Below are 24,019 nucleotides of genomic sequence, written 5' to 3' on the forward strand. Positions count from 1 at the left end.
TCATATGCTTCTCTACGCCGGACGACGCCTGACCTACGGCCTGCTCGTGCTCGCCCTGGTCGCCACCCTGGTCTTCCTCATCATCCGACTGATCCCCGGCGACGTCGTCCGGCTCCAGCTGGCCGACGCACCCGGCGTCACCCAGGCCCAGATCGACCAACGCACTGCCGAGCTCGGCCTGGACGAGCCGGTCCTGATCCAGTTCGGCCACTTCGTGGGCGGGCTGCTCCAAGGCGATCTGGGCACCTCGTTCGACGACGGGCGTCCCGTGACGACCAAGATCCTCGAACGCCTGCCCGCCACCCTCGAGCTCGGCCTGCTGGCCATCCTCTTCGGCGTCCTGTTCGGAGTGCCGTTCGGCCTGATCTCGGCGATCCGCCACCACAGCTTCATCGACAACGTCATGCGCTTCCTGGCGGTCATCGGGATGTCGCTGCCGAACTTCTGGCTGGCGCTCCTGCTGATCACCTTCCTGGCTCTGTGGTTCGGCTGGTCCCCGCCCCTGGTCTATGCCTCTCCGACCGAGGACCTCAGCCAGAACCTCATCCACATGCTGCTCCCGGCGATAGCCCTGGGCGCCGCGACGATGGCGAGCATCGCCCGGATGCTGCGGTCCTCGCTGCTGGAGGTGCTCGGCTCCAACTTCATCCGGACCATCCGCTCCCGCGGAGCCTCCGAGCGCGTGGTCGTGCTCAAGCACGCCGGCCGCAGCTCGATGATCCCGGTCTTCACCGTGCTCGGCCTGCAGGTCGGCAGCATCCTCGGCGGCACCGTCATCCTCGAGCGGATCTTCGCCATCCCGGGAATGGGATCCCTGATCTTCGAGGCGGTCGGGCAGCGCGACTACCCGGTCATCCTCGGCTGCGTCATCTTCTATGGCGCGATCTTCATCTTCGTCAACGTCGTGGTCGACCTGCTCTACGCGGTCATCGACCCCCGGATCCGGTACGAAGGAGCCTCCGCATGAGCATCGCAATCTCCGGGACCGCGCGTGCTACCCGCCGGCCCAAGGCCCGCGGCGGCCTGATCCGGTTCGCCACGGAGCAGCCCCTCGGCGCCGTCGCCCTCTTCCTGATCACCCTCTTCGTGGTCGTCGCCGTCCTGGCACCCTGGATCGCTCCGTACGACCCGCTCGCCCAGGACCGGGTCAACCTCCTGACCGCTCCCGGGGTCGGCGGTCATCCCGCCGGCACCGACGAGCTCGGCCGCGACGTCCTGAGCCGGTCGCTCTACGGCGCCCGGACCTCGCTGCTGATCGCGGTCGCCACGCTCGCTCTCGGCGGCGTGATCGGGCTGCTCATCGGCGTCGTCTCGGGCTACTTCGGTGGCACCTGGATCGACTCCGTCCTGCAGCGCATCATGGACGCGCTGATGGCGATCCCCTCGATCGTGCTGCTGCTGTTCGTCGCCGCCCTCCTCGGGCCGAGCGTACGCAACACCGTGATCGCCCTGAGCCTGCTGGTGATCCCGTCGATCAACCGAGTCGCACGCGGCGAGATGCTCCGCATCCGCGAGGAGCCGTACGTCGAGGCCGCCCGCTCGGTCGGCTGCAGCACCCCGCGGATCCTGCTCCGGTACGGCCTTCCCAACCTGATGGCCCCGCTCTTCGTCATGGGCTCGCTGCTCTTCGCCGTCATCCTCATCGCCGAGTCCGCGCTCAGCTTCCTGGGCATCGGCACCCCTCCCCCCACACCGTCGTGGGGACGGATGCTCAGCGAAGGCCGCAGCCAGCTCGAGATCGCTCCGTGGATGACCGTCGTTCCCGGCCTGATCCTCTCCGTGTCCGTCCTGGCGTTCAACCTGCTCGGTGACGCCATGCGTGACTTCCTCGACCCCAAACAGCGCCGATAGCCCATCCCATCCAAGGAGTCCGTGATGTCCCACCCCATGCTTCGCCTCAAGAGATCACCGGTCCGGACCGCCGGCGCGGCCGTGGCCGCCGCCTGCCTCGCCCTCACCGCCGCCTGCGGCGCGGGCACAGACACCTCCGGGAAAGGCAAGATCGTCGAGGATGCCGGGCCGCCCCAGGACGGCGGCATCCTGCACACGGCGGCAACCACCGACGCGCCTTCGCTGGACATCCACAAAGAGGCGTCCTACATGACTCACGTCGCGGTCGGCACGGTCTACAGCCGACTGGTCGCGCCGAAGACCGGCAAGGACGTCGAGTACGGCTCGAGCGAGCTCGAGGGCGACCTGGCCGAAAAGTGGTCGAAGTCGGACGACCTGAAGACCTGGACCTTCAACCTCCGTCAGGGCGTCAAGTTCCACAACAAGCCGCCGGTCAACGGTCGCGAGCTCACCTCGGCAGACGTGAAGTGCACGGTGGACCGGATCAAGAGCCTGCCCGGGCACCAGCTCGGCCTGGTCGCCAACGTCTCCAAGCTGGAGACCCCCGACCCGTACACCGTGGTCTTCACGCTCGCATCGGCGAACACCGCCTTCGACCAGACCATGGCCAACCCGTTCATGTCGATCCTCCCCTGCGAGGGCACCTCGGGTGAGTTCAGCTTCGCCGAGGAGGCCATCGGCACCGGCCCCTTCATGCTGAAGAGCTGGAAGCGCGACCAGGAGCGGGTCATGGAGAAGAACCCCGACTACTTCGTCGAGGGTCTCCCCCACCTGGACGGCATCCAGACCACCGTGCTCCCCGACGCCCAGGCACAGATCGCGGCGCTGCGCAGCGGCAAGCTCGAGATGATCTCCTCGCTCTCCACCGAGAAGCGCCAGGTCGAGCAGCTCCTCAGCCAGATCGACGGGCTCCAGCTGCGTACGGAGAAGGGCATCACCCAGACCCGGGTCTTCATGAACGCGGCCGAGGGGCCGTTCAGCAAGCTCGAGGTCCGTCGCGCGGTCGCGCACGCGATCGACAAGGAGGGGATGATCAAGGCTCTGCGCTCCGGTGGGAGCCTCACCGGTCCGATCACCCCGACGCTGTTCGGCTCGCTGCCCCAGGACGAGGTCGACGAGCTGTTGGAGTACGACCCTGAGAAGGCCAAGGAGCTGCTGGCCGAGGCCGGGTACCCGAACGGTTTCGAGGCCGACCTGGTCGCCACCGACGGCTACGGCGAGACGATCCTGCGCGAGGCCCAGTGGATCCAAGAGGACCTGGGCAAGATCGGCATCAAGCTCACCATCGACCAGCAGGACTACGCCACCTACGTCAGCTCGACCTGGCCGGAGACGAAGTACGACATCATGTACGGCCTGCAGACCCCCATGCTGACGGCCGACGAGTACCTCACCTCGGAGTTCACCAGCACCGGGACGCGCAACTGGTCGCGGGTCAACGACCCCGAGCTCGACAAGATGGTCGCCGCCCAGCGCATCATCACCGACGAGGCCGAGCGGGAGAAGGCACTCCAGGACATCGAGCGCTACATCATGGAGAACGTCTCCACCCCGCTGCCGCTCTACGCCTACGACACCCAGACGCTGTACTCGGGCAAGGTCCACGGCTACCACCCGCACCCGGACTACTCCTCCCGCGAGCTCCAGAACGTCTGGATGGAGCAGGAGTGAGCAGCGGCCCTCCCGTCCAGAAGGAGTACCGTCGGGACGACTCGTGCCGCATCGAGGCGATGTGGGACGTCGGCGAGGCACCGCCGCGACCCGGGGAGCCGGTGGAGGTCGCCGCCGGCGTCCACCTCCTGCTCGCGCCGAACGCCAACCACTGGACGTACGAGGGCACCAACACCTGGATCGTCGTCGGGGACGGTCGGGCCGTGGTCATCGACCCCGGTCCGACCGACCCCGGGCACCTGGACCGGATCGACGAGGTGGTCCGAGGAGCGGGCGCCCGCGTGGAGACGGTCCTCCTCAGCCACCATCACGGCGACCACTCCCAGGCTGCCAGTGCGGTCGCCGAGCGTTGGCAGGCCGCGATCAGACCACGGGTCCAGCAGGGGGTCATCCCCGACGGGACCCGGCTCGACCTGGGCCGGCGTACGGAGATCCGCACCCTCTCCACCCCTGGGCACACCTCCGACGGCGTGAGCTTCTCGCTCGGCGACCGTCGCGTGATGCTCACCGGCGACACCGTCCTGGCCCGGTTCAACCCCTACATCTCGCATCCTGACGGCACGGTGGCTGACATCCTCGGCTCGATGGCCAGGATCGCCGACCTGGTCGACGACGACTGGATCCTGCTGCCGGGCCACGGGCCGGCGGTGCGCGAGCCGACCACCTACCTGCACGCGCGGATCGCCGACAGGCAGCGCCGGATCGACCAGATCGCCGGGCTGCTCGCCGACGGGGTGGCCCGCGAGCAGATCACCGACCACGTCTACGCCAAGGTCGACGACCAACGTCGTCCGGCCGCCCGGGCCTCGGTCGAGGCCATCCTCCACTACCTCGACACTCGCGCCGTCCGGATGCGGGAGAAAGGCAGCACCGTATGACCACGAAGACCCCAGAGGTGTCTCCGGAGGCGCGGTTCGCGCCCCGGGCGACACCGGAGACCCAGCCCTACTGGGACGCCACCGCCGCCGGCCGGCTCGACCTGCCGAGGTGCAGACCGTGCGACCAGGTCTTCTTCTATCCGCGCTCGTCCTGCCCGCAGTGCGGCTCCATCGATCTCGAGTGGGTCACCTGCTCGGGCAAGGGGCTGCTGCACACCTACGTCGTCTCCCACCGCCCCGCGCCCGGCTTCCCGGTCCCGACGGTGATCGCCGTGGTCGAGCTCGAGGAGGGCCCTCGGATGATGACCAACCTCGTCGATGCGGACCCGGAGACGCTCGAGCTCGACATGCCGGTCGAGGTCCGCTTCGAGCAACGTACGGGCGCTGCCGTGCCCGTCTTCGCCCCTGTACCCGAGAACGCCGGGAAGGAGGTGGCCCGATGAGTCGCGAAGTCGTCATCATGGGCGCGGCCGAGACCGACATCGGCAAGCTGCCCACCACCTCGACCCTCGAGCTGCACGTCGAGGGCGCGCGGCGGGCGCTCGCCGACGCGAACCTGTCCAAGGACCAGGTCGACGGCATCGCGTCGGTCTCGGTCCCCGGCCCGATCCAGGTCTCGCACGCCCTCGGGATCACCCCGACCTACGTCGACGGCACCGGGGTCGGCGGCTCCTCCTTCCTCTTCCACGTACGTCACGCGACAGCGGCGATCAAGGCCGGCTACGCCGACGTCGTGCTGATCACCCACGGTGAGTCCGGCCGGTCCCGGGTGGGCGCCCCGCCGTATCCGCGCGCCAACGACTCCGTGATGGCGCAGTTCGAGATGCCGTACGGCATCGTCGGTCCGCCGACCAGCTTCACCGTGCCCGCCCGCCGGTTCCTGCACGAGACCGACAACACCCTCGAGCAGCTCGCCGAGGTCGCGGTCGCGCAGCGGCGCTGGGCCTCCCGCAACCCGCGGGCGATGTTCCGGGACGAGGTCACCGTCGACGACGTCCTAGGCGCCAAGATGATCGCCGACCCGTTCACCCTGCTGATGTGCTGCCTGGTGACCGACGGCGGTGGAGCACTGGTCGTCGCCTCCCGCGAGTTCGCCGAGGCGCACGGCAGCGACAAGCCGCTGGTCCACATCCTCGGCACCGGCGAGGCGGCCACCACTCCGCTGATCTCGCAGATGGAGGACATGACCCGCTGCAAGCAGTTCACGCTGTCCAGCCAGGCGGCGTTCAAGGAGTCGGGCACCTCGCCCGCGGACATCGACCACCTGATGATCTACGACGCTTTCGCGCACGTCCCTCTCTACGGCCTCGAGGACATGGGCTTCGTCGGCCGGGGTGAGTCGGGGGCGTTCGTCGCCGATGGCCACACCTCACCCGGCGGACGGCTGCCCATGAACACCAACGGCGGCGGCATGTCCTACACCCACACCGGCATGTACGGGATGTTCGCGATCCAGGAGTCCGTACGCCAGCTGCGCGGCGAGGCCGCCGCGCAGGTCGACGACGTCAGCACCAGCCTGGTGCTCGGCAACGGCGGCATGTTCATGAGCGCGGCGACCCTGATCCTCGCCAACCAGCCCTGACCAGCCCTGACCAGCCCTGACCAGCACTGACCCCACCACCCGAAGGAGCAGACCCATGGCAGACACCGACCGACAGGTCGTCATCATCACCGGCGCCGGGCGTGGACTCGGCCGAGCCCACGCCCTCGAGTTCGCGCGGCGCGGAGCCGCAGTCGTGGTCAACGACCTCGGTGCCGGCCTCGACGGCACCGGCAAGGCCGACGACCCCGCCCAGCAGGTGGTCGAGGAGGTACGCGCGCTCGGCGGTGAGGCGATCGCCAACGGCAGCGACATCAGCGACCCGGAGGGCGCGCAGAAGCTGTTCCAGGACGCCCTCAACGAGTGGGGCAAGGTCGACGTCCTGGTCAACAACGCCGGGATCCTGCGCGACCGGATGCTGGTCAACATGTCCATCGACGAGTGGGACGCCGTGGTCAAGGTCCACCTCCGCGGCACCTTCGCCCCGATGAGCGTGGCCGCCCAGCACTGGCGCGAGCTCTCCAAGCAGGGCGAGGACGTCGATGCCCGGATCATCAACACCACGTCCTCCTCCGGTATCTACGGCAACCCCGGGCAGATCAACTACGGCGCCGCCAAGGCGGGTATCGCGGCGATGACCGTGATCGCCGCCCAGGAGCTGCGCCGCTACGGCATCACGGTCAACGCGATCGCCCCGGCCGCACTGACCCGGATGACGGAGAATCTCAACCCCAACCGGCCGCAGGTGGCCGACGGCGAGTGGAACCCGGGCGCGCCCGAGAACGTCTCCCCTGTCGTGGCCTGGCTGGCCTCGCCGTCGGCGCGCGAGGTGACCGGTCGCGTCTTCAACGTCCGTGGCGGGCACGTGAGCGTGGCCGAGGGCTGGGTCGCCGGCCCGACGGAGGAGAAGGACGGGCCGTGGACCGTCGAGGAGCTCGACGTGGTGCTCCCCAGCATGATCGCGGAGGCCCGGGCGAACTCGCTCACCAGCGGAAGGACGCCCGAGGCATGAGTCTCGACCAGTCCGTCGTCGGCGTGCGCTCCGAGCCCGAGGAGCGATCCTGGACCAGCGCCGACACGCTGCTCTACGCCCTCGGTGCCGGCGCCGGGCACGACGACCCGCTGACCGACCTGGCCTACACCACGGAGCACGGCGACGACGCGTGCCCGGAGCAGAAGGTGCTGCCGACCTTCGGGGTGATGGTCACGTGGGGTGCCAGACGTGGCGGCAGGAGGATGGGCGACTTCAACCCCGCCATGCTGGTCCACGCCGAGCAGGAGGTCGTCCTGCACCGCCCCCTGACCGCGGAAGGGACCGTCTCGCTCACCTCCCAGGTGACCGGCATGTACGACAAGGGATCAGGAGCCCTGGTCACGAGCCAGGCCGAGGCGGTCGACCCGGCAACGGGCGAGCCCGTCGTGACCACCCGCAGCTCGGTCTTCATCCGGGGTGAGGGCGGGTTCGGCGGCGATCCTGGCCCGAAGGTGGCCTCCCCGATCCCGGGTCGTGATCCCGACGACCTGGCGACGATGCCGACCTGGCCCGGCCAGGCTCTGCTCTACCGTCTCAGCGGCGACCGCAACCCGCTCCACTCGGACCCACGCTTCTCCGCGCGGGGAGGCTTCGAGCGCCCCATCCTGCACGGGCTCTGCACCTACGGAGTCACCGGCCGAGCGCTGGTCCGCACGATCACCGAAGGCGACGGGGACCGGCTGGCGACGATGAGCGGACGCTTCTCCGCACCGGTCCTTCCCGGGGAGACCCTTCAGGTCGCGATGTGGCGCGTCGACGACACCACGACCGCCTTCCAGACCCGAAAGGAGGACGGCACCGTGGTCATCGACCGTGGCCTGGCCACCTGGCGCTGATCGTCGGCGCCGGTGGTCGAGCTCGTCGAGACCCGCGGCCCTACTCGGAGGGCTGCGGCGCGCCCTCGGCGATCTCTCCGGCGAAGAGGCGCTGGGCCAGCGCGATCGCGTGCCGGGCGACCCGCCTCGCCTGGCGCTTCGTCTCGCACCCGGCCGTCATCCGAGCCGCCTCACCGATGAGAGCGGTCAGGATCGCGCCGAGCAGCTTGTCCTCGTCGCTGCCACCGAGACCGAGGACCTGCAGGTTGCGGCGGATCCACTCGGTGTTGCGGCGTCGGCGCATCACCTCGAACCCTGGAGGGCCGTCACCGGCGTAGAACACCGGCAGCAGCTCACGGTCCTCCCAGACCGCATCGAGGTAGGCCAGCGCCCCGGCCTCGAACTGGTCCAGCGGCGACTCGACCCCGCTCTTGCGGAGCTTCGCCACGCTCGCAGCCGCTGCGGCGGCGAGCCGGCCGACGTACTCGTCCCACAGCGCGAGGTAGAGCTGTTCCTTGCCGCCGAAGTGGTGGTAGACGCTGCCGACGCTGGAGTCCGCGCGGGCGACGACGTCGGAGACGCTGGCCACGGTGTAGCCCTTTTCGGCGAAGACCTCGCGAGAAGCGTCCAAGAGCTGACGGCGCGTCTCCTCGGTCTTGGCCCAACGACGCCCTCCGGGGCTCTGTGGTTCGACCTCTAGCGACATCGTTCACTCCTCGTCATCCTGCGGGATCTTCTCAGAATATGCGCAATTCCTCTTGACGACGAACCGCGACTGCGTGACGCTTCTCATAGTTCATTCTAGAAAATGATTCTAGAAACTCACTCTAACTGAAGGAGCGGGCATGATCGACTTCGCGCTGGGAGAAGAGCATCGAGCGGTCAAGGAGGCGGTTCGCCAGTTCATCACCAAAGAGGTGATGCCACTGGAGGACCAGGTTCTCCTCAACGAGCGGAACGGCCGGCCGGCCCTCGAGCCGGGCCAGCTCAAGGACCTTCAGGCAAAGGCCCGCAAGTACGGCTACTGGGGCATCAACACCCCGGAGGAGTACGGCGGGATGGCCGCGGGAGCCGTCATGTCGGCGATCATCGCGGGTGAGGCCGGCCGCACCTTCGTGCCGTTCCGCTTCGGCGGCAGCGCGGACAACATCCTCTACGCCGGCACCGAGGCGCAGAAGCAGGAGTACCTCATCCCGACGATCGAGGGTGAGCGCCGCAGCTGCTTCGCCATCACCGAGCCCGGCGCCGGCTCCGACGCCCGCAACATCCGGACCAAGGCGGTCCGGGACGGCGACGACTGGGTGATCAACGGCGAGAAGACCTTCATCACCAACGGCAACGAGGCCGACTTCGTCATGGTCTTCGCCGTCACCGACCCTTCGATGGGCGCCGACGGTGGCGTCACCTGCTTCCTGGTCGACCGGGCCATGGGCTGGGAGTCCACGCCCATCCCGACCATGGGCGAGTGGGGCCCGGGTGCGCTGAGCTTCCAGGACGTCCGGGTCCCGAACGACCACATCCTCGGCGAGGAGGGCAAGGGCTTCGAGCTGGCGATGCAGTGGATCGGCAACGGCCGCTTCATGATCCCGGCCGGCGCCATCGGTGCCGCCGAGCGCATGCTCGAGATGGCCATCGAGCACGCCAACAACCGGCAGTCGATGGGTCAGCCGATCGCCAACTACCAGTTCATCCAGGGCCACATCGCCGACAGCGCCGTCGAGCTGGAGGCCGCCCGCTGGCTGACCCTGCACGCCGCCTGGCAGGTCGAGAACAAGATGGACGCCCGGCACACCTCGTCCATCGCGAAGCTCTACGGCACCAACATGGCCAACCGGGTCGTCGACCGCGTCCTCCAGATCCACGGCGGCATGGGCTACACCAAGGAGCTTCCCCTGGAGCGCTGGTACCGGGAGCTGCGTCTGCTCCGCATCTTCGAGGGCACCGACGAGATCCAGCGCCGTACGATCGCCCGAAACCTGCTCAAGGGCCACATCAAGGTGGGAGCGTCGTTGGCATGAGCGAGCGCAAGCGAGCGACCATCGGATACTTCAGGGCGCCACGTCCGTATTCTGGCGCCTGCGCTACGGAGGTGGCGCCATGAGCATCCTCGACGCCGATCGACTGCAGGAGTTCTTCCGCCCGAAGTCGGTCGCCCTCGTCGGGGCGACCGACAAGTCGGGCTGGTCCGCGAGCACCTACAACAACCTTCTCCAGCACGGCTTCGCCGGTGACGTGCACCTGGTGAACCCCAAGACGCCAGTCGTCCACGGCGTCGAGACCCACCGCAGCCTCTCCGACATCCCCGGGCCGGTCGACCTGGCCTACGTCATGACGCCGATCGAGGTCGTGCCGCGCGTCCTGGAGGAGGGCGCGGTCCGCGGCATCCGGAACTACGTCATCCTCACCGCCGGCTACGGCGAGATCGGTGGTGAGGGCGCGGTCCGCGAGCAGGAGGTCGCCGACATCGCCCGGCGGCACGACCTCATCGTTCTCGGTCCCAACGGGAACGGGTTCATCAATGCGGCCGACTCGATCACCCCCTACGGGTTGCCGATCCCCCCGCCACTCCTGGGCGGTTCGGTCGGCGTCGTGCTGCAGAGCGGTGCGTTGGCCAGCAACGTGCTGGCCTTCGCCCAGGCACGCAACATCGGGATCTCGCTGCTGGTCTCGATGGGCAACGAGACCGCGATGTCGGTGACCGATGTGATGAACGCGCTGGTCGAATCCCCCAAGACGAAGGTGATCGCGCTCTTCCTGGAGAGCATCCGGCACCCGGAGGAGTTCGCCGACATCGCCCGGCGGGCCCTGGCGGCGGGCAAACCGATCGTGGCTCTCAAGATCGGTCGAAGCGTCAAGGCGTCTCGGACGGCTCAGGCCCACACCGGCGCGCTGGTGGGCGACGACAAGACCGTCGACGCCGCCTTCCGCCAGCTCGGGGTGATCCGCGTGGGCTCGTTGGAGGACCTGATGGTCACCGCCGGCATGCTCGCCGAGACCGGTCCCCTCCCCGGCAACCGGATCGGCGTCGTCACCCCCTCGGGCGGCGCCTCCGAGATCATCTCCGACCGTGCCGAGGACGAGGGGCTCGAGCTGCCGGAGTTCGCCGAGGCGACCACGACAGCGCTGCGGAGCGTACTGCCGCCGTTCGCCACACCGAACAACCCGCTCGACGTCACCGGCTACGTGCTGCTCGACCGCCAGCTCATGGCGAAGTCACTCGACGTGGTGGCTGCCGATCCTGGTGTCGACGTCATCATGCTGCTGCAGGACATGCCCCGGGCGACGCCGGACTTCGACCTGGCGGTCGAGACGTATCGCCACACAGCGGGGGTGATCAGGTCCTCACCGAAGCCGGTGGTGATCGTCGGCAACGTCCTGGTCGACGTGAGCGAGACCGGGCGGGCCCTGCGTGAGGCGGCGAGCTATCCGCAGATCGCGGGCGGCATCGAGCACGGCATGACCGCACTGGGCCACGCAGTTCGCTGGTCGCAGACCTACCGGCGCCACCAGGCGGGCACGGACGGACCGGTCTCGGTCGAGGTGAAGGTGCCGGACGGGCTGCCGGCCCGTGCCGGGACCTGGACCGAGCGTCATGCCGCCGGATTCCTGGCCGCGAACGGCATCCCGATGGTGCTGTCCCGGGTCGCCACCTCCCCCGACGAGGCCGCCCGTCTCGCCGAGGAGGTCGGCTTCCCTGTGGTACTCAAGGCGGCGGCCGACGACCTGGAGCACAAGAGCGACCTCGGCGGCGTGGAGCTCGGCCTGCAGGACGCGGAGTCGGTCCGTGCCGCAGCAGCGCGGATCGCCGACTCCCTGGCTAAGGCGGGCCACGACGGCACCACGACGATCGTCCAGCCGATGCGCTCGGGTGGCACGGAGCTGCTCGTCGGTGTCGTCCGCGACCCGTCCTGGGGGCTCACGCTGGCGGTGGCCATGGGCGGAATCTGGGTCGAGATCCTCGGTGACTCCCAGCTCCGGCTGCTGCCGATCTCGGAGACCGATGCCCGGCAGGCGCTCGAGTCGCTACGCAGCGCCGCCGTGCTCCGGGGCGCACGCGGCCAGGCTCCGGTCGATCTGGAGGCGCTCGCCGGTGTGGTGGCGAGGCTCGGCGCGATCGCGGTCGCGCTCGGCGACGATCTCGAGTCGCTCGAGGTCAACCCGCTGCTGGTCTCCGGCGAGCGGATCGAGGCGCTGGACGCGCTCATCACCTGGCGCGCCTGACCTGGTCACCGCGGCCCGAGAGGCGAAAGCCCCTCGGGCCGCGGTGTCCGTCCGGCGACGGGCAGCCGGCGTCCGCTAGGTTTTCCCTCACCTATTGGCCGATGAGGAGCTCCGATGCCCACACCCGCGATGCGTACGGCCAGGATGCTGGTGCTCACGTTCATGTCCATGTTGGTGGTTCTGGGGGTCGTCGTCGCCCTCAGCGTTCCCGAGGCCGACCTGACGCTGCCATCGGCGTACGTCATCGGCGGGCAGGTCGCGGCCGGGGTCGTGATCTTCGTGCTCTGCTCGACGATCGGGTTCCGGGCGGTGCCGATCACGCCGGGGACGGACTCCGACAAGGCGACGCGCGAGGGCCTGCAGCGACAGCAGACCTCGATGTTCCTGCGGCTCGTCCTCAGCGAGATCGTCGCGCTGGTCTCGCTCGCCCTGGCCTTCGTCCTGACCGAGGGCCAGCTGATGACGTACGTCATCGGCGGGCTCATCTCGCTGGCCCTGATGGCCTTCTTCGCCTACCCCTCGACCCGCAACATCCGCCGGGTGGAGGCCAGCCTCGACAGCGCGGGTGCGCGGTCGAGGCTGGCGGAGGCGTTCGGTGTGGGTGAAGGTCCGGCGAGCACCTACAACGTGCTCTAGACGTTCAGGTCGATCCCCTCGGCGGCGAGCGCCTCGCGGTAGGCCTCGACGTTGCGCATCTTCACGTTCTCGTAGCCCCGCACCATGTCCGGGAGCTCCGCCAGGCGGACGGTCCGGGCGTAGTTCTCGTCGGTCAGGTCCGCGGCGAGGTCGGTGACCAGCGCCGAGTAGTGCGCGAGCAGGGCGCGCTCGGTGCGGCGTACGTGGGCCTGACCGAACGGGTCGAGGATTGTGCCGCGAAGGAACTTCATGGTCGCCAGGAGGCGGAGCATGAAGTGCGAGCGCGGACCGAAGGTCATCTTGCGGCCCTTCAGGAGCGCCCCGAAGACCGGCGGGGAGAGCTTGAAGCTGATCTTGCCCTGGACCTCGGCACGGACACCGTCCAAGGCGGCCGGCGCAGTGAGCAGCCGGGCGACCTCGTACTCGTCCTTGTAGGCGGTGAGCTTGAACAGGTAGCGGGCGACCGCCTCGGAGAAGCGGGTCTCGGCGGTCACCGCACGCTCGGCGTTCCAGATCCGGTCGACGAGCTCGACGTAGCGGCGAGCGGTCTCCTGGTTCTGGAAGGCGACGAGCTTCGGGGCACGGAACTCGACGAGCCGGCGCACCTCACCGTCGAGCTTCGCGTCGTCAAGAGCCGGCACGACGATCTCCTCGACCGGCGCGGTGGACGTGCCGGTGACCTTGGCGAACTCGTCAGGCGCAGCCACGGAGGCACGGCCCCAGCGGAAGGCGGCCACGTTGGCGCTGACCGCGACACCGTTGATGCCGATGGCCTCCTCGATCGCCTCGGCCGGGATCGGGAGCGCACCGGCCTGGTAGGCGGCGCCGACCAGCAGGAAGTTGGCCGCGGCGGTGTTGCCGAAGAGCGTCTCCGCGGCGGTGAGCGCGTCGAAGGCGCGCAGCGAGGAGGTCGCGCCGTTCACGCGGGTGAGCAGCTCGTCGTCGGCCGGGTAGGAGATGTCCTTGTCGTAGACCATCGGCCCGGTCGGCGTCTTGCTGGTCGACACGACCGCTCGGGTGCGCTCCGGGTCGCCGTAGGCGAGGTTCTTGCCCTCGGCCAGGGTGAGGAGGTCGAAGCCGAGCAGCGCGTCCGCCGAACCCGGGGTGACCCGGTTGGAGGGGTCGATCGCACCCGGACCGAACCGCAGGTGAGCGGTCACCGGACCGGCCTTCTGGCTCATCCCGACCTGGTCGAGCGACTCCACGCCGAAGCCGGCACGCAGCGCCGCGGTTGCGAGCACCTGGTTGACGGTGACGATGCCGGTGCCGCCGATGCCGGCCATGAAGACGCCGTAGGTCCGCTCCAGGTCGGCGTAGCCGGGGTCCGCCACCTCGGGCGGCGCCGGCGTCGACTTCTTCGCCTTCTTGACCGTCGGGTCGGTCTCGACCGCCATGAACGAGGGGCACTCCCCTTCGACACAGGTGTAGTCGGTGTTGCACGAGGTCTGGTCGATGCGGGTCTTGCGGCCCAGCTCGGTCTCGACCGGCTGCACGGAGAGGCAGTTGGACTTCACGCCGCAGTCGCCGCAGCCCTCGCACACGGCCTCGTTGATCACGATCTTGGTGTTGCGGGCCTCGATGGTGCCGCGCTTGCGCTGGCGGCGCGCGTCGGCGGCGCAGTGCTGGTCGTAGATCAGCACGGTCACGCCCTCGATCTCGCGCAGCTCGTGCTGGGCGTCGTCGAGGCGGTCGCGGTGCCACAGGCGTACGCCTGCGGGGAAGCTGCTGCGGCGGTAGCGCTTCGGCTCGTCGGCGACCACGATGATCGCCTTGACGCCCTCGTTCATCAGCTTGTGGGTCAGCTGCGCCATCGTGACCTCACCCTGTCGCTTCTGGGCACCGGTCATCGCGACGACGTCGTTGTGCAGCAGCTTGTAGGTGATGTTGACGTCCGCCGCGACGCACGCCTGGATGGCCAGCTGCGCGGAGTGGAAGAAGGTGCCGTCACCGACGTTCTGGAAGGTGTGGCCGGCGTGGCTGTAGGGCGCCTGCCCGATCCACTGCGAGCCCTCGCCACCCATCTGGGTGATGCCGACGACCGCGCTGTCCTCACGCTGCGAGGCGGTCACCAGCGTGTGGCAGCCGATGCCGCCGCCACCGATCGAGCCCTCGGGCAGCGCGGTGGAGCGGTTGTGCGGGCAGCCCGAGCAGAAGTACGGGGTGCGCGAGGTCGAGAGCAGCGGCAGGTCGATCCGGGTCGGCCCGGCGGACTTCAGCTCGGCGCGGCCCTTCAGCGCACGACGCAGCGGCGCGAGCAGGCGGCCGGCGGTCAGCTCACCGTCCAGCGGCACCAGCGGGACCCCGGCACGGTCCTTCTTGCCGACGATGACGGGCGCGGACGGCTCGCCGTAGAGGATCTCGCGGATGCCCTGCTCGATGAAGGAGGTCTTGTCCTCGACGACGATGATCTCCTCGAGCCCGTCGGCGAACGTCGACACGATGGTCGGCTCGACCGGCCACATCATGCCCAGGCGCAGCACCCGGATGCCGGCGGCCATCAGGGCGTCGTGGTCGAGGCCGAGGTCCAGCAGGCCCTGTCGCATCGAGTCGTAGCACGAGCCGGCGGCGACGATGCCGACCTTGGCGTTCGGCGCCTTGACCTCGATCCGGTTGAGCCGGTTCTCGGCGGCGTACGCCTTCACGACGTTCATCCGGGGGCCGTAGAGCTTCGCCTCGGCGCCGACGATCCGGTCGGGGAAGAGCTCGATCTTGGTCGGCTCGTAGGTGTAGGGGACGCCCTGCCACTCGGTCTTCGGCATGACCGGGTCGATGACGCCGATCTCCGGGTTGACCACCCAGGCGCCGTCGGCGACGTCGGCGACGATCTTGAGCGCGACCACACAGCCGGAGGCGCGGGAGAGGGCGATGCCCTCCATCCCGTACTCCACGATCTCGGAGGCGTTGCGCGGAAAGAGCACGGGGATGCCGAGCGAGGCCAGGGTGCGCTCGCTGACCGCAGGCACCGTGGACGACTTCGCGGCCGGGTCGTCGCCGACCAGCATCAGCATGCCGCCGGCGGGGTGGGCGCCGTACATGTTGGCGTGTCGCATCGCGTCCAGCGCGCGGTCGACTCCGGGACCCTTGCCGTACCAGACCCCGGTCACGCCGTCGTAGCGCTCGGTGTCGAGCGTGACGGCCGACTGCGAGCCCCATACGGCGGTGGCGGCGAGCTCCTCGTTGAGACCGGGCACGACTGTGATGTCGGCGTCGGCCATCTCCTTCGGCAGCCCCAGGAGCAGCTGGTCGAGGCCGCCGAGCGGGCTGCCCGGGTAGCCGGAGATGAAGGTGCCGGTCCGCATGCCACGGCGCTGGTCCAGGGCGCGCTGCTCGACGAGCATCCGCGCGATCGCCTGGATTCCGGTCAGCAGCACGGGGCCGGCTCCGACGCGGTATCGGTCGGCCAGGTCGTACGCCTCGAACGAGGTCCCGGGCTCGAACACTGCGGTCATAAGGGTGACTCCTCAATCTGCCGGGCGGCACTGGTGGTCCGTCTGGAGTGTTTGCGGGACCGCCGGGTGAGGCAGTCCCGAGTGACCACACTGCATGGTGTGCGGGTGGTCTGAGTCACATCATCGGGGATGGAGTCGGCGTGATGCCAATCACGAGACGACTCCCCCGACTCACCAGGCGACGCTGAGGTACTGCGTCTCCAGGTACTCCTCCAGCCCGGCCCGCGCGCCCTCGCGCCCGATACCGCTCTGCTTCACCCCTCCGAACGGCGCCGACGGGTCGGAGACCAGACCGCGGTTGACCCCCACCATCCCGGCGTCGATCCGCTCGGCCACGTGCAGCGCCTCGCCCATCTCGCCGTAGACGTACGCCGCCAGGCCGAACTCGGTGTCGTTGACCGCGGCCAGCAGTTCCTCGGTCTCGTTCCAGACCACGATCGGGGCCACCGGCCCGAAGATCTCCTCGCGCAGCAGCGGCGAGTCCGCCGGTACGCCGGTCAGGACCGTCGGCGCGTAGAAGTAGCCCTCCGTGGTGGGGACCTCGGCGCGGTGGGCGATCACGGCCCCCGCGGCCACGGCGTCGTCGACGAGGCCGGTGACCGTGGCGTACGCCTTCTCGGAGATGAGCGGGCCGATGTCGCTGCCCTGCTCGGCGGGCCCGACCCGGAGCTTCTCCACGGCGGCGCCGAGCCGGGCGGTGAACTCCTCGACGACGTCGGCGTGCACGTAGAACCGGTTGGCGGCGGTGCAGGCCTGTCCCCCGTTGCGGAACTTGGCGACCATCGCGCCCTCGACGGCCGCCGTCACGTCGGCGCTCGAGGTCACCACGAACGGCGCGTTGCCGCCGAGCTCCATCGAGGTGTTGACGACCCGGTCGGCGGCCTGACGCAGCAGGATGCGGCCGACGCCGGTCGAGCCGGTGAAGGAGATCTTGCGGACCCGCTGGTCGGTGAGCCAGGTGCTGACGATCCCGGCTGCGTCGCGACCGGGGACCACGTTGACGACGCCGTCGGGGACACCGGCCTCGGCGATCAGCCGGGCGACCGCGAGCGCCGTCAGCGGCGTCTCGGCGGCGGGCTTGAGCACGACGGTGCAGCCCGCGGCGAGCGCCGGGGCGATCTTGCGGGTGGCCATCGCGGCGGGGAAGTTCCACGGCGTCACCAGAGCGGCCACGCCGACGGGCTTGTGGGTGACGATGGTGCGGGTGCCGCCGGCCGGCGAGGGACCGAAGTCGCCGTGCGGGCGCACGGCCTCCTCGGCGTACCAGCGGAAGAACTCGGCGGCGTAGGCCACCTCGCCGCGCGCGTCGGTGAGGGACTTGCCGTTCTCGAGCGCGATCAGTGCGGCGAGGTCGTCGACGTCGCGCAGCATCAGCTCACGCACCCGGCTGAGCAGGTCGCTGCGGGTCCGCGGCGGCAGCGCCGACCACGCGGGCAGCGCCTCAGCGGCAGCGTCGACTGCTGCGGTCGCGTCCTCGGTGGTGCCGTCGGCGACAGCGGCGACGTGCTCGCGGGTGGCGGGGTTCTCCACCGTGAAGACGCCGGCGGCACCCGGTCGCCACCGGCCGCCGACGAGGACGCCACTGCCAGGCTCGAGGGCCTCGAGGTAGCTGGGCTGGGTGTTCATGGGCTGGGTGCTCGTGGTCACTTGGACTCCTCCAGTGCGGTCGCGAGTACGTCGAGGGCCTCGTCGAGCAGCTCGTCGGAGATGCTCAGCGGCGGCAGGAAGCGGATGACGTTGCCCCAGGTGCCACAGGTCAGGGCGATGACGCCCTGGCTGTGAGCGTAGGCGGCGACGGCCTTGGCGGTCGCACCGTCGGGGTCGCCCGTGGCCGGGTCGACGAACTCGGCGGCGATCATCGCGCCCCGGCCGCGTACGTCGCCGATGCGCGGGTCCCCGGCCTGCAGGTCGCGGAGCCGCCCGAGGAGGCGCTCCTCGATCTGCCGGGCCCGGGTGAGCAGGTCCTCGGCCTCGATGGTCTCGATCACGGCCAGCGCGGCGGCGCAGGCGAGCGGGTTGCCGCCGTAGGTGCCGCCCAGGCCGCTGGGGTGGACAGCGTCCATGACGTCGGCGCGGCCGGTCACCGCGGAGAGCGGCAGACCGCCGGCGATGCCCTTCGCGCTGACCACCATGTCCGGGACGACGTCGTCGTGCTCGACAGCGAACCAGGTGCCGGTGCGGCCGAAGCCGGACTGCACCTCGTCGGCCACGAAGAGCACGTCGTTGGCCCGGCACCACTCCGCCAGCGCGGCGAGGAACCCGGGCGCCGGGACGATGAAGCCGCCCTCACCCTGAACCGGCTCGATCACGACGGCTGCGAGGTTCTCGGCACCGACCTGCGTCTCGATCTGCGACGTCGCCCGGGCGGCCGCCAGCTTGCCGTCGATCTCGGGCGCGTCCCGGAACGGGTAGGACATCGGCGCCCGGTAGACCTCTGCGGCGAACGGTCCGAAGCCATGCTTGTAGGGCATGTTCTTCGCCGTCATCGCCATGGTGAGGTTGGTGCGGCCGTGGTAGGCGTGGTCGAAGACCACGACCGCGTCCTTGCCGGTGAACGAGCGGGCGATCTTGACCGCGTTCTCGACGGCCTCGGAGCCGGAGTTGAACAGCGCGGTGCGCTTCTCGTGGTCGCCGGGGGTGAGCCGGGCGAGCTGCTCGGCGACGGCCACGTAGCCCTCGTAGGGCGTGACCATGAAGCAGGTGTGGGTGAAGGCCGCCACCTGCTCGGTGACCGCTTCGACGACGCGGGCGGCACTGGAGCCGACCGTGGTCACCGCGATGCCCGAGCCCAGGTCGATGAAGCGGTTGCCGTCCACGTCCTCGACGATCCCGCCCGCGGCGCGGGCGGCGAAGACGGGCATCGTCGTGCCCACGCCCTGGCTCACGGCCGCGGCCTTGCGGCGCATGAGCTCCTGGGAGCGGGGGCCGGGGAGCGGCGTACGCAGGAGGCGGGACTGTTCGAGGGGCGAGAGCTCGGTCATGGGAACAGCATGGGCCTCGGCGACACATGTCGTCCAAGACCTTTTGGCTACTAAGATCATGCCTCATGAGCATGGATCTGCGGCTGCTGCGCTACTTCGTCGCCACCGCCGACGCGGGCTCCGCGACCCGCGCCGCGGAGCTGCTGCACGTGACCCAGCCGGTGCTGTCGCGGCAGCTGCGCCAGCTCGAGGCCAACCTGGGCGTGCCGCTGTTCGCCCGCGAGGGGCGGCGGCTGCGGCTCACCCGGACGGCCATGGACCTCCTCCCCCGCGCCCGCGACCTGCTCGCCCACGCCGACGACCTCGAGCGCGCCGTCGGCCTGCTCGCCTCCGGCCGGCTCGACGAGCTGCACCTCGCCGTGCCGTCCACGACGCTCACCGACGTGCTCGCGCCGTTCCTGGCGACGCTCGGGCCGGACGACCCGGTCGCGATGGTCCGCGAGCTCGATCCGCGCGGTGCGGTCGCCGCGGTCCGCGCGGGCGCCGACCTGGCGATCGTCACCCGGCCGCCGGGGCGTTCGCTGACCTCGCGCGCCCTTGCCGTGCTGCCGGTGTGGGCCTATGTCCGCCCCGACGACCCGTGGGCGGGTCGGGGGTCCGTGGACGTACGCGACCTGGTGACCCGGCCGCTCGTCCTGCTCACCGAGGACCTACGGCCCCGGCCGCTCCTGGACGCAGCGGTCGAGGACGCCGCCGTGGGCTACGGCGACGTCCTCGAGGTGTCCAACGCCCAGGTCGCACTGGCGCTCGCGGCCTCGGGCCGCGGCGTCGCGATCGTCTCCGACGACCCGCGCTTCGGCCTGGTGCCGCTGCACATCGAGGCGCCGGCCGGGCGGGTGCGGATCAGGCTGTACGCGGCATGGGACCCGCACCACCACGCCGCCGAGGCCCTCTCAGCCCTGGCCGACCGGCTCTCGGCGTTCTGCGTCGAGAGCTACGGCGCGGAGGTCGCCGCCCGCTGACCTGGTGGCGCCCAGCGGCCTCAGCCCGCCGTCGAGGATCGCCCGGGCGATCTCCTCGCCCACCCGGACGCCGCCGTCGACGTGCTGGAAGCCGTGCCCGGCCACATCGCTGCTGCCGAACTCGATCGGGCCGAGCGGCTCGCGCAGCGCCGCGCCCCACCTGGTCAGGCCGCCGAGGTCGAAGCTGGTCCCGTACGCCCCGCCCGTGAGCTCCTGGTGCTGCCAGTCGCTCTCGACGTAGGTGATCGGCTCGAGCGCCGCGTCCCCGAAGTACGTCGCCAGCGACCCGAGCACCTGCCGGCGCCGCTCCTCGTCGGGGAGCCGGCCGATCGCGTCCGCGCGCTCGTCGGAGACGAAGCCGACCAGCGTCCCGCGCTGCTCGCCCTCGGGGGTGTTGTCGTAGACCTCGTGGACCAGCTCCCAGGGCGCGAAGCCTGTCCCGCTGAGGCCCTCGGCGCGCCAGAACGGCGTCTCGTACTGCGCCTGCACCTTGATGACCAGCCCGAACGACTGGTGCTCGCGGGCCATCCGGTGCTCCGCCGGAAGCTCGGGGCTGAACCGGATCCGCCTGACCAGGGTCGGCGGCACGGCGAGGACCAGCCGACGCGCAGCGTGGATCTCTGCGCCGACGTGGACGACGGCACCGTCCTCGTCCCACTCGACCAGGGTGACGTCCTGGCCGAGCCGGACCCGGTCCCCCAGCCGCTCGGCCAGAGTCAGCGGCACCCGCTGCAAGCCGCCGACGACGCGGCGGTCGAGGATCACGTCGGCGTCGACGAGGTTGCTGAACGACCCCGCGCTGGCGGCCATCTGCACCGCCTGGAGCGCGGAGAAGGCATGGGCGGGCTTCGTCAGCATCGCCGGACCGATGTAGAGGGCGATGTTGTCGACCGCCACCGGGTCGTCGCACTGCCGCTCGAGCCAGGCACGGAACGAGACGCTGTCGAGGTGGGCGGCATCGTCGAGGTCCCACGGCCGGGCCGGATCCATCGCCGCCGCGAGCTCGTCGAGCGTCTTGGTCAGCTGCCCGATCGCCGCCAGCGTGGACTCCCCGAGCGGCAGCTCTTCCCCGAAGCGATGTGCGGCACCGGCCTTGTCGACATAGAGCGACTCGCCCTCGCGGAACCGCGGGTAGGTCGGCAGCCTGAGCTCGTCGAGGATCCCGATCAGGGCGTCCTGGTCCGGCGAGACCCACTGGCCGCCGATCTCGAAGTCGGCCTCCGCCCCGGGTGCGCCGTGCGCCTCGGTGCGCAGCCGGCCGCCGACGCGGTCGCGCGCCTCCAGGACGAGCACGTCCTTGCCTGCCTGGGCGAGTCGCCAGGCCGCGGTCAGGCCGGTCACCCCGGCGCCGACCACGATCACGTCGTGGGTGGTCATGTCAGTTCTCCTGGATGTCGGGTTCATTGAGTCGCCGGTCGGGGCGCTGGTCGGGGCGCTGGGCCAGCAACGGCAGGCTCGGGTCCCAGCGGGTCCCGTCGGCCTGGTCGCGCCTGCGGCGGGCGATGCCGGAGAGCGCCTCGAGGACGACCCGGTTGGCGAGGAACGAGGTGATGTCGGCGTGGTCGTAGGGCGGGGAGACCTCGACGACGTCGATCCCGACCACCGGCAGCTCGTAGGCGATCCGGCGGACCGCGTCGAGGAGCTGACGGGCGGTGAGGCCGCCCGGCTCCGGAGTGCCGGTGCCGGGCGCGTGCCCGGGGTCGCAGACGTCGATGTCGACCGAGAGGAAGACGCCGTCGCACTCGTCGGTGGCGATCGTGAAGGCCTCGGTGAGGCACTCCTCCAGCCCGCGGTGCACGATCTCGGTCATCTCGTAGGACCGCATGCCCTGCTCGGCCATCCAGTCGAGCGTCTCGGGCTCGGGCCAGTAGCCGCGCAGCCCCATCTGCAGGAACCGGTCGCCGCGCAGCGCACCCGACTCGATGAGCCGCCGCATCGGCTGGCCGTGCCCGACGAGCGAGCCGAACTCGATGTCCCCGGTGTCGGCGTGGGCATCGAAGTGGATCATCGACACCCGTCCCTGACCGAGGTGCTGGGCGACGCCGGCGGCGTCGGGCCAGGCGATCGTGTGGTCGCCGCCCAGCACCAGCGGGATGGCGCCGTTGCTCGTCACGGCGTGGACCGCCTCCTGGAGGTCACGCACCGAGCGCTCCGCGTCGCCGGAGTACATCTCGACGTCGCCGGCGTCGAGCACTTTCAGGTCCCGCAGCGCGTCGACGCGCATCGCGAGCGAGGGCCGCGAGCCGTCGTGGGGCAGGTAACAGGTCTGCCGGATGAACTGCGGGCCGAACCGGGTGCCCGACCGGTGTGACGTGCCTCCGTCGAAGGGGGCGCCGAGAATGACCACGTCGGCACCCTCGTACGTCGTGGGGTCGGCCCAGTCACACCGGTCGACACCCAGGAAGGTGATGTCAGGGCCGAACTGGGTTCCGTAGCGAGCCATGTCGTTCTTCTCTCTCGTTCGATTCTCGTGGTGGACAGCTGCGCCCATTCCTCAGGGCTCAATCCTCGGTCGGTTCGACGACGAGGAACCGCTCGCCGGGCCGGCGGGCGAGGAACAGGTGGTAGTAGATGAGGGCGGCGACCACGACGCCGGCCGTGATCAGGATGTCCAGAAGCGCGGAGCCGGCCAGCGCGTAGCCGATCGCGCCGATGACGATCAGCGGCGGCAGCGGCCACAACGGCATCCGCCAGCCCTGGGCTGCCGGCCCCCGGCGGCGGGCACGGAGCGCGGCGATCGCGACGACGACGTACATCGTGGAGATGACCACCGAGGTGACCCCGAGCAGCGCCTCGATCTCGACGGCGCCGGCGAGGATGGCTCCCGGGATGCCGATCACGAGGGTGGCCAGCCACGGGGTGGCGTAGCGGGGGTGCAGCCTGGTGAGGACGCCGTTGATCGGTGTCGGCCAGGAGCGGTCGCGCGCGGAGGCGTAGACGACCCGGGCGTTCTGCAGCACCATCACGATGACGGCGTTGAGGATGGCGATGGCGATGGCGACGTTCACCGCGACGGCGACGCGATCGCCGCCCCACGCGGCCACCCACTGGGAGAAATTACCGGAGGCGAGGTCGCTGAGGTCGTCGACCGCGAGGACCGTGGTGACGGTCGGGACGAGGATGACGAGGCCGCCCAGTCCGAGGGTCCAGAAGATCACGCGGGCGACGTTGCGGCGCGGGTCGACGATCTCCTCGGACAGGTAGACGGTGGTGCCGAATCCGCTGACCAGGAACGTGCTCACCGCGAGGCCAGAAATGAGGATCGCCAGGGTGAACGGCTCCAGGCCGTTCTCACCGATGACGTGCGGGGAGACCAGCTCGCCGGGGCCGCGCTGGATGTGGCCGAGACCGAGGACGGTGACGACCACGGCGGCGATCATCTCGAGCGCGAGGAAGGTGCCGGTGACGACCGCGTTGGCCTTGATGTTGAGGATGGCCGTGGCGGTCGAGAGGAGCATCACGATCGCGCCGGTCGCGGCCCGCGGGAGCTCCACGAGATCGGCCAGGTAGTCGGCGGTGCCGAGGGCGAAGATCGGCGGGATGAGCCAGAGCAGCACCCCCGCGAGCGAGAACGTCAGCCAGCCCATCGACTTGCCGAGGGTCTGGGTGACCATCGCGTACTCCCCGCCGGAGCTGGCGGTGCGGGTGCCCAGCTCGGCGTAGCAGGCGGCGATCGCGACCGAGACCGCGAAGCCGGCCACGACCGCCAGCACCGCACCGCTCCCCTGCATCGCGAACAGCTCGGGGACGATGATGAACAGGCTCGATGCGGGCGTGATGCACGACAGCACGAGGAGGATCGCTGCGCCGGGCCCGAGCACCCGCGCGAGCTTGCGCCGATCCGGCGCCGGCGTCACCTCGTCCGGGCCCACCTGCATGGATTCGATCATCGCGGTCTCCTTGGGGATGAGGGTACAGCGAGTTTTGAACGCCGTACAAAACTTTGAACGGTGTTCAAAGTGACTCAGATCACCGCTAGAGT

General features: G+C 70.1%; 19 protein-coding genes. 12 read left to right on the plus strand and 7 right to left on the minus strand.

Going from position 1 to position 24,019, the window contains the following annotated elements; translation table 11 throughout:
* Nucleotides 1-4: 4 nt before the first annotated feature.
* Genes BJ988_RS13885 through BJ988_RS13920 form a run of 8 tightly spaced genes read left to right on the plus strand, consistent with a single transcriptional unit; the run spans nt 5 to nt 7,809 of the window.
* Entirely contained in the window at nt 5-967 is a 963-nt protein-coding gene (locus BJ988_RS13885) for an ABC transporter permease (protein ID WP_179658528.1), read from the plus strand.
* Complete coding sequence (locus BJ988_RS13890) at nt 964-1,851, plus strand: ABC transporter permease (protein ID WP_179658529.1); 888 nt, start codon at nt 964-966, stop codon at nt 1,849-1,851. The genes BJ988_RS13885 and BJ988_RS13890 overlap by 4 nt, the downstream gene beginning before the upstream one ends.
* A 24-nt stretch (nt 1,852-1,875) precedes the next feature.
* On the plus strand, nt 1,876-3,522 hold the full coding sequence (locus BJ988_RS13895; RefSeq protein WP_179658530.1) for an ABC transporter substrate-binding protein: 1,647 nt from the start codon (nt 1,876-1,878) through the stop codon (nt 3,520-3,522).
* Nucleotides 3,519-4,400: an MBL fold metallo-hydrolase gene (locus tag BJ988_RS13900; protein WP_179658531.1), complete on the plus strand. Its 882-nt coding sequence runs from the start codon at nt 3,519-3,521 to the stop codon at nt 4,398-4,400. The genes BJ988_RS13895 and BJ988_RS13900 overlap by 4 nt, the downstream gene beginning before the upstream one ends.
* Nucleotides 4,397-4,843 (plus strand): Zn-ribbon domain-containing OB-fold protein, encoded by a 447-nt coding sequence (locus tag BJ988_RS13905; RefSeq protein ID WP_179658532.1) that lies wholly within the window; start codon nt 4,397-4,399, stop codon nt 4,841-4,843. Before BJ988_RS13900 ends, BJ988_RS13905 begins: the two co-directional genes overlap by 4 nt.
* Entirely contained in the window at nt 4,840-5,982 is a 1,143-nt protein-coding gene (locus tag BJ988_RS13910; protein WP_179658533.1) for a thiolase C-terminal domain-containing protein, read from the plus strand. The genes BJ988_RS13905 and BJ988_RS13910 overlap by 4 nt, the downstream gene beginning before the upstream one ends.
* Nucleotides 5,983-6,037: 55 nt before the next feature.
* Complete coding sequence (locus tag BJ988_RS13915) at nt 6,038-6,952, plus strand: SDR family oxidoreductase (RefSeq protein ID WP_179658534.1); 915 nt, start codon at nt 6,038-6,040, stop codon at nt 6,950-6,952.
* Entirely contained in the window at nt 6,949-7,809 is an 861-nt protein-coding gene (locus BJ988_RS13920) for a MaoC/PaaZ C-terminal domain-containing protein (RefSeq protein ID WP_179658535.1), read from the plus strand. Before BJ988_RS13915 ends, BJ988_RS13920 begins: the two co-directional genes overlap by 4 nt.
* Nucleotides 7,810-7,849: 40 nt before the next feature.
* On the opposite strand, the gene BJ988_RS13925 is transcribed toward BJ988_RS13920, so the two are convergent.
* Complete coding sequence (locus tag BJ988_RS13925) at nt 7,850-8,494, minus strand: TetR/AcrR family transcriptional regulator (RefSeq protein WP_179658536.1); 645 nt, start codon at nt 8,492-8,494, stop codon at nt 7,850-7,852.
* A gap of 139 nt (nt 8,495-8,633) precedes the next feature.
* Here BJ988_RS13925 and BJ988_RS13930 point away from each other — a divergent pair, with 139 nt between their 5' ends.
* From BJ988_RS13930 to BJ988_RS13940, 3 genes are all read left to right on the plus strand, one after another.
* A complete protein-coding gene (locus tag BJ988_RS13930; protein ID WP_179658537.1) occupies nt 8,634-9,806 on the plus strand; it encodes an acyl-CoA dehydrogenase family protein in 1,173 nt (390 codons plus the stop codon).
* Between the two features lie 79 nt (nt 9,807-9,885).
* Nucleotides 9,886-12,009 (plus strand): acetate--CoA ligase family protein, encoded by a 2,124-nt coding sequence (locus BJ988_RS13935; RefSeq protein WP_179658538.1) that lies wholly within the window; start codon nt 9,886-9,888, stop codon nt 12,007-12,009.
* Nucleotides 12,010-12,123: 114 nt separating this feature from the next.
* Nucleotides 12,124-12,645 (plus strand): hypothetical protein, encoded by a 522-nt coding sequence (locus BJ988_RS13940; protein ID WP_179658539.1) that lies wholly within the window; start codon nt 12,124-12,126, stop codon nt 12,643-12,645.
* Here the strand turns inward: BJ988_RS13940 and BJ988_RS13945 are convergent.
* The 3 genes from BJ988_RS13945 to gabT form a co-directional block, all read right to left on the minus strand.
* Nucleotides 12,642-16,094 (minus strand): indolepyruvate ferredoxin oxidoreductase family protein, encoded by a 3,453-nt coding sequence (locus BJ988_RS13945; protein ID WP_179658540.1) that lies wholly within the window; start codon nt 16,092-16,094, stop codon nt 12,642-12,644. The two genes, BJ988_RS13940 and BJ988_RS13945, sit on opposite strands and share 4 nt — an antisense overlap.
* 171 nt (nt 16,095-16,265) lie before the next feature.
* Nucleotides 16,266-17,741 (minus strand): NAD-dependent succinate-semialdehyde dehydrogenase, encoded by a 1,476-nt coding sequence (locus tag BJ988_RS13950; RefSeq protein ID WP_343051608.1) that lies wholly within the window; start codon nt 17,739-17,741, stop codon nt 16,266-16,268.
* Entirely contained in the window at nt 17,738-19,075 is a 1,338-nt protein-coding gene (gabT, locus tag BJ988_RS13955) for a 4-aminobutyrate--2-oxoglutarate transaminase (RefSeq protein ID WP_179658541.1), read from the minus strand. Before gabT ends, BJ988_RS13950 begins: the two co-directional genes overlap by 4 nt.
* Before the next feature lie 65 nt (nt 19,076-19,140).
* Here gabT and BJ988_RS13960 point away from each other — a divergent pair, with 65 nt between their 5' ends.
* Nucleotides 19,141-20,037: a LysR family transcriptional regulator gene (locus BJ988_RS13960; RefSeq protein WP_246321482.1), complete on the plus strand. Its 897-nt coding sequence runs from the start codon at nt 19,141-19,143 to the stop codon at nt 20,035-20,037.
* Here BJ988_RS13960 and BJ988_RS13965 read toward each other — a convergent pair.
* The 3 genes from BJ988_RS13965 to BJ988_RS13975 are packed head-to-tail and all read right to left on the minus strand — an operon-like array spanning nt 19,969 to nt 23,927.
* Nucleotides 19,969-21,414: a flavin monoamine oxidase family protein gene (locus BJ988_RS13965; protein WP_179658542.1), complete on the minus strand. Its 1,446-nt coding sequence runs from the start codon at nt 21,412-21,414 to the stop codon at nt 19,969-19,971. The two genes, BJ988_RS13960 and BJ988_RS13965, sit on opposite strands and share 69 nt — an antisense overlap.
* 1 nt (nt 21,415) lies before the next feature.
* Nucleotides 21,416-22,480: an agmatinase gene (gene speB, locus BJ988_RS13970; RefSeq protein WP_179658543.1), complete on the minus strand. Its 1,065-nt coding sequence runs from the start codon at nt 22,478-22,480 to the stop codon at nt 21,416-21,418.
* A gap of 58 nt (nt 22,481-22,538) precedes the next feature.
* A complete protein-coding gene (locus BJ988_RS13975) occupies nt 22,539-23,927 on the minus strand; it encodes an APC family permease (protein WP_179658544.1) in 1,389 nt (462 codons plus the stop codon).
* Between the last annotated feature and the right edge of the window lie 92 nt (nt 23,928-24,019).

The sequence above is a fragment of the Nocardioides panzhihuensis genome (genome assembly GCF_013408335.1).
Lineage (GTDB): Bacteria > Actinomycetota > Actinomycetes > Propionibacteriales > Nocardioidaceae > Nocardioides > Nocardioides panzhihuensis.